Origin of the sequence: Rahnella sp. BIGb0603 (assembly GCF_024808755.1) — a bacterium.
Lineage (GTDB): Bacteria > Pseudomonadota > Gammaproteobacteria > Enterobacterales > Enterobacteriaceae > Rahnella > Rahnella contaminans.
Genome location: NZ_JANUEX010000011.1, coordinates 168,072 through 181,643, shown reverse-complemented (window position 1 = coordinate 181,643; position 13,572 = coordinate 168,072). Strand labels below are relative to the sequence as shown.

At 54.8% G+C, this 13,572-nt stretch carries 17 protein-coding genes and 1 pseudogene; all 18 read left to right on the top strand.

The genetic code is table 11. The features are described from left to right. The coding region (locus M2403_RS23230; protein WP_259231098.1) for a head completion/stabilization protein at positions 1-195 on the top strand (195 nt) is incomplete at its 5' end. Beyond that, entirely contained in the window at positions 192-698 is a 507-nt protein-coding gene (locus tag M2403_RS23225; protein WP_259231097.1) for a phage tail protein, read from the top strand. The genes M2403_RS23230 and M2403_RS23225, both read left to right, overlap by 4 nt. Continuing rightward, a complete protein-coding gene (locus tag M2403_RS23220; protein ID WP_218522410.1) occupies positions 695-1,384 on the top strand; it encodes a phage virion morphogenesis protein in 690 nt (229 codons plus the stop codon). The genes M2403_RS23225 and M2403_RS23220 overlap by 4 nt, the downstream gene beginning before the upstream one ends. Before the next feature lie 9 nt (positions 1,385-1,393). Further along, a complete protein-coding gene (locus M2403_RS23215) occupies positions 1,394-2,521 on the top strand; it encodes a DUF2586 domain-containing protein (protein WP_259231096.1) in 1,128 nt (375 codons plus the stop codon). 2 nt (positions 2,522-2,523) lie between these two features. Then, positions 2,524-2,976 carry a phage protein gene (locus M2403_RS23210; RefSeq protein WP_218522408.1) on the top strand — a complete coding sequence of 151 codons (453 nt, stop codon included), beginning with the start codon at positions 2,524-2,526 and terminating at the stop codon, positions 2,974-2,976. Positions 2,977-2,989: 13 nt separating this feature from the next. Beyond that, entirely contained in the window at positions 2,990-3,286 is a 297-nt protein-coding gene (locus tag M2403_RS23205; protein WP_129952933.1) for a phage holin family protein, read from the top strand. Continuing rightward, complete coding sequence (locus M2403_RS23200; RefSeq protein ID WP_218522407.1) at positions 3,283-3,624, top strand: M15 family metallopeptidase; 342 nt, start codon at positions 3,283-3,285, stop codon at positions 3,622-3,624. Before M2403_RS23205 ends, M2403_RS23200 begins: the two co-directional genes overlap by 4 nt. Then, a complete protein-coding gene (locus tag M2403_RS23195) occupies positions 3,621-3,995 on the top strand; it encodes a hypothetical protein (protein ID WP_218522406.1) in 375 nt (124 codons plus the stop codon). The genes M2403_RS23200 and M2403_RS23195 overlap by 4 nt, the downstream gene beginning before the upstream one ends. A gap of 120 nt (positions 3,996-4,115) precedes the next feature. Next, positions 4,116-4,373: a putative phage tail assembly chaperone gene (locus M2403_RS23185; protein WP_013575834.1), complete on the top strand. Its 258-nt coding sequence runs from the start codon at positions 4,116-4,118 to the stop codon at positions 4,371-4,373. A 50-nt stretch (positions 4,374-4,423) separates the two neighbouring features. Further along, positions 4,424-4,561: a DUF6890 family protein gene (locus tag M2403_RS24980; RefSeq protein ID WP_405047853.1), complete on the top strand. Its 138-nt coding sequence runs from the start codon at positions 4,424-4,426 to the stop codon at positions 4,559-4,561. A 71-nt stretch (positions 4,562-4,632) separates the two neighbouring features. Further along, on the top strand, positions 4,633-6,876 hold the full coding sequence (locus M2403_RS23180; RefSeq protein WP_259231094.1) for a phage tail tape measure protein: 2,244 nt from the start codon (positions 4,633-4,635) through the stop codon (positions 6,874-6,876). Further along, on the top strand, positions 6,876-7,208 hold the full coding sequence (locus tag M2403_RS23175; RefSeq protein WP_218522404.1) for a DUF2590 family protein: 333 nt from the start codon (positions 6,876-6,878) through the stop codon (positions 7,206-7,208). Before M2403_RS23180 ends, M2403_RS23175 begins: the two co-directional genes overlap by 1 nt. Beyond that, the gene (locus M2403_RS23170) at positions 7,201-8,385 is read left to right on the top strand and encodes a baseplate J/gp47 family protein (protein ID WP_259231092.1); all 1,185 of its coding nucleotides are present in this window, start codon (positions 7,201-7,203) and stop codon (positions 8,383-8,385) included. The genes M2403_RS23175 and M2403_RS23170 overlap by 8 nt, the downstream gene beginning before the upstream one ends. A gap of 13 nt (positions 8,386-8,398) precedes the next feature. Continuing rightward, positions 8,399-8,965: a hypothetical protein gene (locus M2403_RS23165; protein WP_370628695.1), complete on the top strand. Its 567-nt coding sequence runs from the start codon at positions 8,399-8,401 to the stop codon at positions 8,963-8,965. A 9-nt stretch (positions 8,966-8,974) separates the two neighbouring features. Continuing rightward, a pseudogene (locus tag M2403_RS23160) lies at positions 8,975-9,877 on the top strand (phage tail protein); the annotation flags it as partial. A 2,018-nt stretch (positions 9,878-11,895) separates the two neighbouring features. Then, on the top strand, positions 11,896-12,342 hold the full coding sequence (locus tag M2403_RS23155) for a tail fiber assembly protein (RefSeq protein WP_259231091.1): 447 nt from the start codon (positions 11,896-11,898) through the stop codon (positions 12,340-12,342). After that, positions 12,332-13,054, top strand: coding sequence for a hypothetical protein (locus M2403_RS23150; protein WP_259231089.1), 723 nt, complete (start codon positions 12,332-12,334; stop codon positions 13,052-13,054). The genes M2403_RS23155 and M2403_RS23150 overlap by 11 nt, the downstream gene beginning before the upstream one ends. After that, positions 13,029-13,568: a hypothetical protein gene (locus M2403_RS23145; RefSeq protein WP_218522399.1), complete on the top strand. Its 540-nt coding sequence runs from the start codon at positions 13,029-13,031 to the stop codon at positions 13,566-13,568. Before M2403_RS23150 ends, M2403_RS23145 begins: the two co-directional genes overlap by 26 nt. Positions 13,569-13,572: the final 4 nt, after the last annotated feature.

The following is a 13,572-nucleotide window of genomic DNA, read 5'->3' as shown; positions in this document are numbered from 1 at the left end:
CTTTGTGCTCGTTACAAAAAAGCAGTGTTTGCCCGCGCAAAGGCCGATTTGATCCCTGAGTTCGCAAGCCAGGGGCGCAGGGAGTCGCACCCAGGCCAGGAAAGCGCGGAAACCCGCGCCGGGTTACTGGCTGAGGGTTCGATCATCATCCGGGCAATCAAAGGATTGCGCCGCGTGACGGTGAGGAAGATATGAGCCAGCTGGATGTGCTGAGTGATTTCATCACAAAAAGTATGCCCGCCAGGACGTTCAAGGGGGCAGGTTTTTCCAGCTACATGGATGAACTGAGTTTTATCCCCGCGCAACGGGATTTAGGGCTGGAACAGTACCGCCTGGCGGTGATCCGCTACAACGCGGTATTGGCCTGGGACAGATTCCCGTACCGGCTGTATGACCCGCGCAACCTGGCGGCGTTGCTGCTGGTGTGGCTGATGGAGTCTGACCGGGAACTGTTTGAAGAATTTGGCATAGACACCGAGTTACCCGACTTTGATATCGATCTGGTGGATGAGGAAACCGCCGTGGTGGTTATCACCTTGCCGATGGTGGAAGCGTTAAACCTGGTGAAGGACGTCAAAGGCAATATCCCCCTGGACGGGGGGCAATGGCGACTTGCGGATCCAACTATTTGGTTTGCCAGTGAAGCCGTGGTGTACGGCGTTGATGAACAAGGCGCACCGCTGGGCAGTGAAAAATGATTATCCGGGGTGAGTTAGACCGGGCGCAGCTCAAAGCGGTACGTAAACAGCTGGACAGCCTGGAATTGCCCCCGGCTAAGCGTAAACGGCTGATGTGGCGGCTGGGGAAATACGGACTGATCCCGGCTGCTAAACGTAACGTCAGAAATCAGGCCAGCCCGGATGGCCAGAAATGGCAGGGACGCCAGACGAAGCGCAAAGGCAAGATGCTGCGCAATATGCCCAAGCTGCTGCATATACGGGAAATGCCGGAAATCGACGGGGTGCGGATTTACCTGAGCGGCGGCGGGTATCGCAATGGCAAAAAGAGCGTGGCGGCGGGAACGGTGGGTTACGCCCAACAAAACGGCATGAATGTGACGGTCAGCCGTCGTCAGGTTGAACGCAAAGGCAGGGCGGAGAGTTTGCCCGCAAGTCTCAGACAGGCCAAACGCCTTCGGGCGCTGGGGTACAAGGTTAAAAAGGGTAAGCGCTGGCGAAAGCCGCCGTTTAAAGAAATTCAGGAAGGGTTGACGATGGCCAAAGCCGGGCTGTTGATCCGGACATTATCGGGGAAAGCGGCGAAAGCCTCCTGGTCAGTCGATGTCCCATCCCGTCCTTTCCTGGGCATCACGGAAGACGATTTTAATAAAGCGTTAGCGCGGCAACTCCAGGGCATCGGATTTGGCGCAGGCGCAGGACACTAAGGGGAAGTTATGACGTGGCCAACGGTCGATGTAAATCAGGTCAATCAGCTACAGGGTGAAACAAACGAGATTGAGCGCGTGGTGCTCTATGTCGGTACGGGGACAATCAACGCGGGCAAAACGTTGGCGATGAATACCCAAAGTGATTTTGACGCGCTGCTGGGCGCACAGGACAGCGTTTTAAAAAGCAACGTGAACGCGGCCATGCTCAACGCCGGATCCAACTGGAACGGTTACGTGCATGTGCTGGCAGATGATGCCGGGGAAAATGCCTGGGTGGATGCGGTACTGGCTGCGCAATCCCTTTGCTCTGTTGAAGGTGTGGTGTTGCTGGATGATATCGCCACGAAAACGCCTATCAACAAAGCGGCGGAGCTGCGTGCCAAATTGCTGGCCAACTTCTCACGCTGGAACTGGTTCATTCTTTCCGTGCAGGCACCGCAGGCCGAGGAAGATTGGGCAGAATATTTGGTTCGCATGGTGGTCTTACAGGAGCAGATTTCTGCCCCGTCCGTGCAGCTGGTGCCGCGTTTGTTCGGCAATGAGCCTGGCGTGCTGGCTGGTCGCCTGTGCAGTCGTGCGGTGACTATTGCTGACAGCCCGGCGCGGGTAAAAACCGGGGCGCTGGTGTCGTTAGGCAGTGATGAAATGCCGGTAGATGGCACCGGCGCGGCGCTGGAGCTGGCCACCTTGCAAGCGTTGCAGGCGCAGCGTTTTAGCGTGCCAATGTGGTACGCAGATTATGACGGGTATTACTGGGCAGATGGCGTAACGCTGGACGCGGAAGGGGGTGATTACCAGGCGATTGAGTACCTGCGTATTGCCGATAAAGCCGCCCGTCGCGTGCGTTTGCAGGCGATTGCGAAGATTGGCGACCGTTCGTTAAACAGCACGCCGTCCAGCATTGCCGCCCACCAGGCGTATTTTGCCAAGGTGCTGCGTGAGATGTCGATTTCCAGCCAGATTAACGGCATCACCTTCCCCGGCGAAGTGAAGCCGCCGCAGGATGATGATGTGACGATCACCTGGCTGTCAGCCACCAAAGTGGCGGTGTATATCGTGATCCGTCCGTATGAATGCCCGAAAGGCATCACGGTGAGCTTGTTGCTGGACACCAGCCTGACAGGGAGTAATTAACGATGAAACGTATTTCAGGCCAGTCCACCGATGTGCGTATTGATGGTGACCTGGTTCACATTGAAAAGGTCAGTTTGGATATCACGGATAACACGGCGGCGGCATCTACTCAGGGTGTGCCTGATGGCCATGTGTCCGGGGATGTGGCGGCCGAGGGTGAAATTGAAATCTCTACCAAAGTGCTGACGCAGCTGACCGCCATTGCACGGCGTGCAGGTTCATGGCGGGGTATTGACCCGGTGGATCTGATGTTCTACGCCAAGGCCGGTAGTGAAGAGCTGAAAATTGAAGCCTTTGGCTGCAAATTGGTGGTGAGCAACCTTCTGGATAACGATCCGAAAGGCGGCAGCACGCTGAGCCATAAAATCAAATATATGGTCACCAGCCCGCAGTTTGTGCGCATTAACGGCGTGCCGTATCTGGAAGATGAAGATACCCGCAACCTGATCGGATAAGGACATTGCACGGATGCAAGAGCACGAAAAAAGTTTGTTAAGCCTGATCCTGCTGGGCGCACTTATCGCCCTGGGACAGATGTTGGTGAGCAGTGAGCCAATGACCGGAAAGCTGTTTTTTGGTCGCATTATCCTGGGTTCTGCCACCTCAATGGTGGCGGCGGCGGCGCTGATTTGGATCCCGGATATTTCCCCGCTGGCCATTGCGGGGTTGGGTGCCGCGCTGGGGATTGCTGGCCACCAGGCCGTTGAAATCTGGCTACGCAAAAAGGGAAGTCGTTATTTACCAGGGAAAGGAAAACTTAAATGACACTGAGCGAAAAACAACAGTTGTTCACGCAGCTGATTGCCCAACTGATCGAGTGGGCAGGTAATCACGGTTACCGGCTGACCTTTGGCGAAGCCTACCGCACGCCGGAACAGGCCAAACTTAATGCCAAAAGCGGCGCGGGCATTGCCAATAGCTTGCACACGCAGCGTCTGGCGGTGGATTTTAACCTGTTCATCAACGGTCAATACCAGACCAGTACCGAGGCGTATACGCCACTGGGTGAATATTGGGAATCCTTGGGCGGCGTGTGGGGCGGTCGATTCAAAAGCCGCCCGGACGGCAACCATTTCAGCCTGGAACACAACGGGGTGAAATGATGGGAAAGCAGCTGGTGATTGCCGCCCTGGCGTTGTTGGCTGCGTTCGCAGCGGGTTGGCAGGTGAATACCTGGTACAGCGATAGCCTGGAATTAGTGATCAACAATGCCGCACACGCGGCGGGGGAAGCCTCCCGCGTTGCCGGTGAGCAGATGGCCAGTGAGTCAGGCCGCAAGCTTGAAAATACGTTGGAGGCGTTGCGAAATGCGCAACCTGTGGAAATCCGCACGGAAGTGGTTAAGCCGGTGTTTACTAATGTGTGCGTGTCTGCTGATTTTGTCAGCCTGTACAACGCCGCCGCCGACAAAGCCGAACGTGCCTTATCAGGAAAATCTGTTAACCAAATGCCCGGAAAAACTCCCGCGCATTAAAGGTCTAACGGGTAAAGATATTACCGAACCCTTATTAATACTCACGCCGCAATATTCAGAGTGTGCGGCACGTCATAATCAATTAGTTGACGAAATAAACCAACGGAAGGAAATAAAACAATGAGCAAAATTACTATGGCTGTAAATGGCACCGCGCTGACTTTTGAACCAAACGCCACCGCGTATAATAAATTCATTAACGAAATGGCGATGGATAATAAAGTTGCACCGGCAAATAACTATCTGCGCCGCATTGTTCACGTTGAATGCAAAGAAGCGCTGGATACCATTTTGGATATTCCCGGTTCTGCCCTGCAAATTTGCAGTTTCGTGAATGACCAGTTCGCGCCGAAATTAGAGATTGAACTAAAAAACTAACGGCGCGGGTACGCGCAATTGAAAATAATGGCCTGGAACAATACCTGATTTTGCGCCGCCATTATTTACCGCATGAAAATGACGATCCCGAAAACTTAGCCCGCGCCGTGTGGCTGGATAACCGGCATTGGGATAATCAACGCATAGCTGTAGCAAATGGCATTGCCCTGGCATTTAAAGGCGAATAATGGCTGATTTAGATTTTACACTCAGTTTAATTGACAACATGACGCGCCCACTTCGCCAGGTGCAATCCTCTGTGAGCGGGTTCGCTCAGGAAAGTGCGGCCAGCTTTGGCAAGGTGGCCATCGGTGCCGCTGCGCTGTGGGGCGTGGGTGCCTCCATCAAGGCCGCATTGGATCCGGCCATTCAGATGTTTGATGCGATGCAGGAAGCCAGCGCGCGCGGCATTAGCGATGATGCGCTGGCCAAGGTCACGGACGACGCCCTGAAATTCAGCGTGCGCTACGGGGAATCGGCGGTGGAGTTTGTGAAATCCTCCGCGGATATCAACGCCGCCGTGGCCGGGCTGACTAACGCCGAATTGCCTCGCGTTACCGTGGTGGCCAATACCGCCGCCAAGGCGCTGAAAAGTACGGCCGGGGAAGCGTCAGAATTCATGGGGCAAATGTTTACCCAGTTCAGCGGCTACGCGGCCGAGGTGGGCAAGGTTCAGTTTGCGGAAGAACTGGCGGGCAAAATGGCCTATATGAAAAACCAGTTCGGTACGGACATGGCCACCATTAAAGACCTCATGGAAGGGGCGCGAGGTGTCGGTTCCAACTATGGCGTAGGGATGGATGAACAGCTGGCCGTCCTGGGTGAGTTGCAACGCTCATTAGGCACGGAAGCGAGCGGCTCTTATGAGGGATTCCTGAGCGGTGCCGCAGCCGGTGCGCAAAAGCTGGGGCTGAGTTTCCAGGATGCCCAGGGAAAAATGTTGTCCATGCCTGCCATGCTGGAAAAACTCCAGGGTAAATACGGTAAGAGCATTGAGGGCAATCTCAAGGCACAGGCTGAATTAGATGCCGCCTTTGGTGACAGCGCGGCGGTGATTAAACAGCTTTACGGCAACGTTGATCTGCTGAAACGCAACATTACCGAGCTGGGCAGCAATGACGGCATGAAACGCGCCACGGAAATGGCTGAGAAAATGACCCGTCCCTGGGACAGGCTGACGGCGATCTGGTTCGCCATGCGTGCCGCCATCGGCTCTACGTTGTTGCCGGTGCTGTATCCGCTGGTGAATAAAATTGCGGACGGTGGCGAAAAGCTCACGCGCTGGATGCGGCTGTTCCCCAACATTGCCCGCGTGATCGGTTATGCCACGGTGGCGTTGCTGAGCTTTGCGGCCGTGGGGGCAATCGCCAATATCGTGATGGGCGTTCACGGGTTCGTGATGATGGGCGTTACGCGTTTGCTGGCACCAATGGCCAGGCTGTTGGGGATTAACCGGCTGGCGATGGTGGCCAGTAATGCCGTGACGCAGTTATTCAGTGCCGGATTGCGTGGTCTGCGTGCCACCTTGCTGGCCGCCAGTATTGCCGCCCGCATGGGTTCAGCGTCCTTTCTGCTGATGATTGCGCCGGTGGTGGCCATCGCGGCTGCCATTGCTGCGGTGGTTATTGCGGTGATTAAGTTCTGGCAGCCTATTAAAGCGTTTGTGAGCGGGTTTATCGGCGGGTTCGGCCAGGCGGCCGGTGCGCTGTCGCCTTTCAGTGGCTTATTTTCCGGTATTGCCAAGGCGGTGGGCTGGGTGTGGGACGGCGTGAAAATGCTGGTGGGCTGGTTTGGCAACCTGCTGACGCCGATCCAAATGACGGAAGGTCAGCTGACCAACGTCACCAGCGCGGGCGAAACGTTCGGGCGGATTGTGGCGGGGGCAATCAGCATTATTCTGACGCCGTTTGAGCTGGTGTATAACGCGGTCAGTCTGCTGATCGATTTGTTCAGCATAGTGATTAAAGGCTGGATTGATGTCGTTAAATCCTTTGATATCAATTCTCCGGTGGAGTCCTTTGAGAAAATTGCCCGCGTGATCGGGGACGTATTCGGCAAGCTGTGGGACACGTTGAAATCGTCTTTCACCGGGACGTACAACTGGATTGTTGAGAAGTTAAATAACATTCCCGGCGTCAATATTGAGCTGAAAGAAGTCCCTGTGGCGGCAACGCCAAAAGGAATGCCACCGGCCAGCGCGATGCCTAACGCGGCGGCCTTGGCGGGAACGCCTGCGGGTATGCCGCCAGGATTTAGCGGGGTGGCGGGGCAAATCCCCGTTGCAGGGAATAAAACCCCTGTACCGCAGCCGCCGCAGCCCATCGGCAGCGATATTCTGACGGGTGGCGTGGTTAAAGGTGTGGAACGTGGTGGTTTGAAAAAGGAAATCAATACCAACGCGAAAACCTCAATTGATAACAGTAAGCAAATCGGCACCGTGAATATTCATCCTTCCAAAGGATTAACACCGGCCGAGCTAATGGAATGGCAGGAATTAAATTAATGACGGATTTACTGTATATCGATCTCCTGATAACCGGGCGGGATTTTACGCTGAACGCAGGTAATGAACCGGGCTTGTGTAATAACCGGATCAGCATTGCCCAGGATATTGTCCACGCCATTATTGAAAGCGGGCTGACGACATTATTAGTGGCAGAGCGTAGTCCGACATTACGCGCCGATGTGATCACGCAGCTGATTTTATTAATTGAAAGTGATGAACGCATTATTCCCGGCACGGTGAATATCACGGAAGAATCCGCAAAACGCCTGTGGGCAACGGCGGAAACGTATGACTTTGGCAAGATTTCCACCGGGGTGAATTATGAGTGAGAAACCGACGATTGATTTTGAGGCGGTGCTGAGTGAAAGCGGAATGCCGGTTACGCAGGACGAAATCAGCCAGCAGTTTACGGCCATCGTGAAAGCGGAAGGGATGATTACCAATACGTCCCGCATGTCACCGTTCTGGCGACTCATTACCGCCATTGTGACCACGCCCGTGCTGTGGATTAAAGATGTTTTAGTAAATACCGTGCTGGCCAATATGTACCTGGCCACGGCCAGCGGTGCCATGTTGCGGATGCTGGCCTGGGGCGTAAACCTCACGGCCAAGCCCGCCAGCGCGGCGCAGGGCGTGATCCGCTTTTACAAAGAAACCGCCAGTCAGGCGGTAACCGTGGCGGCCGGAACCCTTATCCAGACCGAGCGAATTAATGGCGTGACCTACGCGGTGGCGGTCGATGCGGATGTGACGCTGGCGGCGGGCGTGGCCAGTGCGCTGATCCCGGTCACGGCGACGGCGGCCGGGAACGCTTTCAACCTGGCACCCGGCTATTTTCGTATTTTGCCGGTGGCGGTGGCCGGTATCAGTAAGGCCGTGAATGAGGATGATTGGCTGTTAGCGCCGGGCGCGGATGAAGAATCCGACGACGATTTACGGGACAGGTGCCGCAATCAGTTCAACCTGGTGGGCAACTATCATACCGATGCGGTGTATCGCAGCATGATTGCAGGCGTGGTCGGGCTGAGTGTGGATCGCATTTTCTTTGTGCATGACGCGCCGCGCGGTGCCGGAACGGCAAACGCCTATTTGCTGCTTGATAGTGGGGAGACGTCCCAGCCGTTTATTGATGCCGTGAATGAGTACATCAATACGCAGGGGCATCACGGCCACGGTGACGATCTGCAATGCATGGCCATGCCGGAAACGCAGCACAATTTAACCGTTACGGTATACGTGACCAACCCGGATAACATGACGGCGGAAGAAAACACCGCTCTGATTTCCGGCGTCAGCAATCTGATCCGCAGCGCATTCCGGCAAAACGCCGAATATGACGTAAAGCGTACCTGGCCATATTCGCGCTTCTCTTTTTCCAATCTGGCCAGGGAGCTGCATAAGGAGTTTGGTGTGGTGGAATCCCTGTCATTTTCCCTGACCGATATCGTCAGTGAGCTGAGCGTGCCGCGTCTGGCCACGCTGAAAGTGGAGGTGAAAGGTGCCTGATTTCGCCACAAAAATGAAAAGCCTGAAATTGCCGTCCTGGATGAACCGGGGCGAACCGGCCAAATTTCTGAAAGCTGCCGTGAAGTTCTGGACAGGGATTGCGGAGTGGGTGACCTGGCCATTACAGCAGTTTGATCCGCTGACCTGCGCCGAACCGCTGTTAAACCTCATGGCCTATGACCGTGATATTGCGCGGTTTAACGGTGAACCGCTGTCACTGTTTCGCAAGCGTGTGGCGTTCGCGTTCATCAATGCGCAGGACGCGGGTTCAGTTTCCGGGTTTATTGCCATCTTTGAACGCCTGGGAATTGGCTACGTTGAATTGCTGGAACGCCAAGCGGGCATTGATTGGGATGTGATCATTGTCCGGGTGACGGACAGTCAGATTTCTGACAACGCTGATTTGCTCTTGCAGATTATCCGCCAGTACGGCCGCACCTGCCGCCGTTATCAGTTTGAAGTGATCACCACGTCCGGGCTGCGTATTCGCGCCGGTTGGAACCAGGGCGAATACGTTTGTTACCCCGCCAGTCTGGGCGTGACAGAAACAGGAACCGCCACGTTCGGCGCGAAGTTATAAGGAAATAACATGTCACAAACCGTCATTACACAAGCCTTTGAACAATGGAAAGCGCAGCAGGCTACTAATGGCCAGGCCGTTGTCCTGGACGAATTTGTATTCGCCAATGTGCCAAATCTGGACGTTAACGCCCCGATTAACCGCGCCGAAGTGGTGCCGCCCGCGGCGCAAATTGTTTACCGCCAGGCTGTTGAAAAGACCGGTCTGGTTAATCTGAATGCCGTCGTGTATTCGGTGACGCTGGGCGCGGATGTGGGGGATTTCTCGTTTAACTGGATCGGGCTGATTAACAAGGCCACCGGCACGCTGGCGATGGTGGTACACGCGCCGTTGCAAAGCAAAGTGAAGAATGCCAACGGTCAGCAGGGCAACGTGTTAACCCGTTCTTTCCTGATGGAGTACAACGGCGCAGAAAGCCAGACGTTGATCAGCACACCGGCCGAAACCTGGCAGATTGATTTTACGGCACGCCTGGCCGGTATGGATGAATCTCTGCGCCTGGCTAATCTGGATATTTACGGCGCTGGGGCATTTTTCGATAACGGCTTTTTAGTGGCCAAAACCGGCACGCAATTTTTTGTGACGGCGGGGCTGGGGTATGTGGGCGGGTTACGTGCCAACCTGGCGGCAAAAACCAACATCACCGTGACCACAAAACCGATGACAGTGTGGGCGGATGTGAGCTATCAGGGAACACTGACCAGTGAATACAAAACGGCGATTAAGTTCACGCTGGCCACCACGCTGAAAGACTACGTTCAAAGCGGCGTTGCGCACTACGTTTTTGCCCTGGCCAGTATTGACGCCAACGGTGTGATCACCGATTTGCGCCCAAAAGGCAGCAGTCTGTATCTGCGCCGGGATAAGAACCTGGGAGACATTGCCGATCCGGCCGCGGCGCTGAATACACTCAACGGCGTACCGAAAACGCGCACGGTAAATAAAAAGCCGCTAACCGCTGACATTACCCTGACCCCGGCAGATGTGGGCGCAATCAGTAATGTGATGCCTAACGTGGATAACACCACGGTGACCAAGCTTTACGATCCGTCCATTGTCAGCCTGTCAGGCGGCGTGACGCTGGCCGGTTACTTTAGCGATCACCCGTTGGGGGAAACCTTCCCGGCCGCTGACACGTTGGTAAGCCATCGCCGCTGGTTCAACGCCGGTGCGGCGCTGACGCAATATCTACATTGCCGTACAGGCACTATTTACGTGCGGATCGGCAATGTCAGTACGACAGAGGCAAGCGGCTGGGCATGGGTACAGACGAGTGCAAGCCCTCTGCCGTTTGGGTGGAGAAAGTTTTTTGATAGCAGCAGCCTGGAATTGGCTGATTTAACGCGGCTGGGCGTTGCTAAGTCCGGGGATAATTCAGATATCACCAGCCTGGGCAAGCTGACCAGCATTGCATCCAGCGTGAAGATGGCGGCCAATCTTGAGGTGGCCAGTTCTATTCAGGCAAATTATCGGGTGGGTGTGCTCCGCGCCGGAGAGTTTGAGGCGTATATGTCTTTTACAAGCCGTGCCGGGAAAATTTCTGCGGCGGATTTGCCCGCATCGTTAACGTCAATGGGGAATATTTATTTTCGTTTGCCGAATACGCTCACTGAAACCGATCCTCATGCGGGGCGGGCGTTAGGTGGCCATTCTGCTGCGGTGTATCCGACAGGTGAAGGTGTCATGCGAATGGACGCCAGGGACGAAGCCGGTGCAATCAAGGCGCGTATTGTCTGTGATGGGCAAACCGATAGCGTACATGTGTCGAACGGTGTTTTACGGCCAGAATGGGGTGTGACTCTTAGCTCTACTAATGCCAACTCAGTGATCCGGGGGCGTAATGATGCCGTCATTCTGCGTGATCATAACAATGGCAATATTACCCTGTCCGCCAGTCTGAAAGACGCGGGTACGCAAATTGGTGGGACGCTCTACATTGGGTATAACCGGCCGGAAGCGAATATTTTTACCTCGGCTGTTTCGGTCGATACGCCTTTAACCGTCAACGAAACCATGAAAGTTGTTAAGGATTCGACCTTTGCCGGGGCGATGACCGTTGGCGGAGAGGTCAATTTTAACGGATTGGTGAAATTCAACCGACATGAGGCAACGTGTCAGTTTAGCTCGTCAGACGCGGCCTATCCGTTGATGAATGTTAATTACTCGAATGCCGGTAACTTTGGCTTTTGGGATGCAACAAACGGGAAATGGGTGCTGCGTAAAAGAGCGTCAAACCTGACGACGGGGAATGCTGACAACTGGGTTATGGAAAGCGGCGGTCTTGAGATTACCGGCGCATATGGCCTGACGTTATCAACTGCGCTGCCGATAGCCAGCGGGGGTACCGGCGCGAAAACCGCAGAGCAGGCACGAAGCAATATTGGTGCTTATCCTCAGTCTGGTGGCAATGTGGGCGGGTATGTGAATGCTACTTATCTGAGCGCTACCCAACCACCAAATCCAGGGAAAGAAGTTCAGGGAACGTTTATTGGATGGAATGAAACAGGCGGTCAAGGCGAGTCGGATTTCGTTAATAACCGTGGCGGGGGCGTTGGTGGATTCATTTTCCGTACGGTAACAACTAACAATTCAGCAGAAACGGGGAGGGTAACATTTAGCGGTACGGGTGATGTGTATCCGGGGCGTGACATAAATACGGGCGGGTATATCTACGAAAGGTCACAGCGCGTATACAGCCCAAGTAATCCCCAGCCATACCCTACGGATTTTAACGGAATAAATACATACGTTTGGGCGTATTCAGTAAATGCCCGCAACCCCGGCGATCTCGTTTCTGGTTCAGAACTACAGCCTGCCACCGGCGATGGCTCCACCGTAGGCTGGACACTGGGCGGGACATGGCGATGCATGGGATTTGCTACAACAACGAACGCCGCGCACAGGTCAACATTGTGGCTGAGGGTAGGATAATGGCTAAAAAGATTAGATTGCCGCGTACAGCGGATATTAATAAATATATTGATTGTGATGTGAAGACTGATAATGGTGAGTTTGTGCCATTTACGGCGGTGCCGGGTGACAGCCTTGGTGATGAGATTTATCAAAAGGCAAAGGCCGGTGAATACGGCGTTGTTTCAATCGCCCCGTCAGCTGGATATGCCTGGAACGGAAAAAAATGGGCGGCCGTTCCCTTGGCGCAATTGGTGGCTACTGCCGAATTACAGCGAAATGCTTTATTTACAAAAGCGGCGGAGAGCATGGCACCGTTGCAAGATGCGGTTGATATTGATGAAGCCACGGATAAGGAACTGGCGACCCTTTCAACATGGAAAAAATACCGAGTGGCCTTAAATCGCCTGGATTTATCTGTAGCCCCTGATATTACCTGGCCGGAGATGCCAACCGATGTGGCGTAAGGCAACGCTGAGCATCCCGGAGGACATGAGCGCATTAACCTGTTCGGTGCTGCCGGTTCATCCGTGGGTTTATGGCGTTGGCCAGGCCGCTGGCGACAGCAGTTATTTAAGCCCGGTTAACGCCACGGAATACCTGACCAAAAAACTGGAAAGCTTGAGCGGTGAAACCAGCGTAGTGGTGCATATGCTCAATGCTCCAACGCACGGGGAATTTATGGCGATGCTGTCCGATTATTCCAGCGTGCTGCCCTTGCCGGTGATTGCCCAGGTAAAGCGCCGGGCAGAGGAAGCGGCCGCGCTGGCCATCACCAAAATGCAAATCCCTGCAAAATTATCCGGGGGTTTACCTGCGGCGTTGCCGTTGTCCACGTCCACTAATCGCCTGGCGGTAAACGCCCAGCGCATTGCGGCCGCTAAGGCGGAGGCGGCAACCGGGGCAAGCGCGGCCGGATTGCTGTCTGCGCTCAAAGATTTCACCAAGGCGCGGGGATCTGCCCTGGCGGCGGCGGCCGATGCGTTATCCGCCCTGAAAGGCAAAACGTCACCGGCGTGGGTTTTTACGGCCAAAGGGAACGGCGCGTTCCTGGCCGGAGAGCTGCGCAAAAACATCCCGAACCAGGATTCGGTGTATACCCTGGCCACGTTGTTTAGCGGGGCTGATTTATCCACGTTGGAGGCGATGATCCATGACGATAACCACGTTCGCACTTAATGGCGAGGCCATCCCGCTGATGAATCTGAAGGTCACGCCAACGATGCAGTTTGCGGAAAAAGACCAGTCCGGGCAGTCATCGAGCACGGCCAATGCAGAACAGGGAATTAAGGCCAAAGAATTGCGCGTTTCCGGGACGGTATCCTTTCGGGACGCGGCCACGTTGAAGCGGTTGTTTGAGCTGGCAGAAGCAAAATCTGCCAGCGGTTCATTGCAGGTTTACCGCGTGGCCAACCTGATCGCCCAGACGATTAATTTTCGTGAAGGGACGTTCACCGGCGCGATTGATGCGCCGCAGCAGGATAATAAAATGGCCTGGCTGGTCACGTTCACCCTGCGCGAAAAAATCAGCGTAGCCGAGAAGAAAGAAGCCCGCGCAGGCAGTAAAACGGCGGCAACAAAACAGGGGGCAGGCGGTGCCAATGGAAGTGGCAACGCGGCGGCCGAGAGTGACGAAAAACTGACGTGGTTTGAGCGCAAAGTGCTGAAACCGGTCAATGAAGCATTGGGGTAAAGGG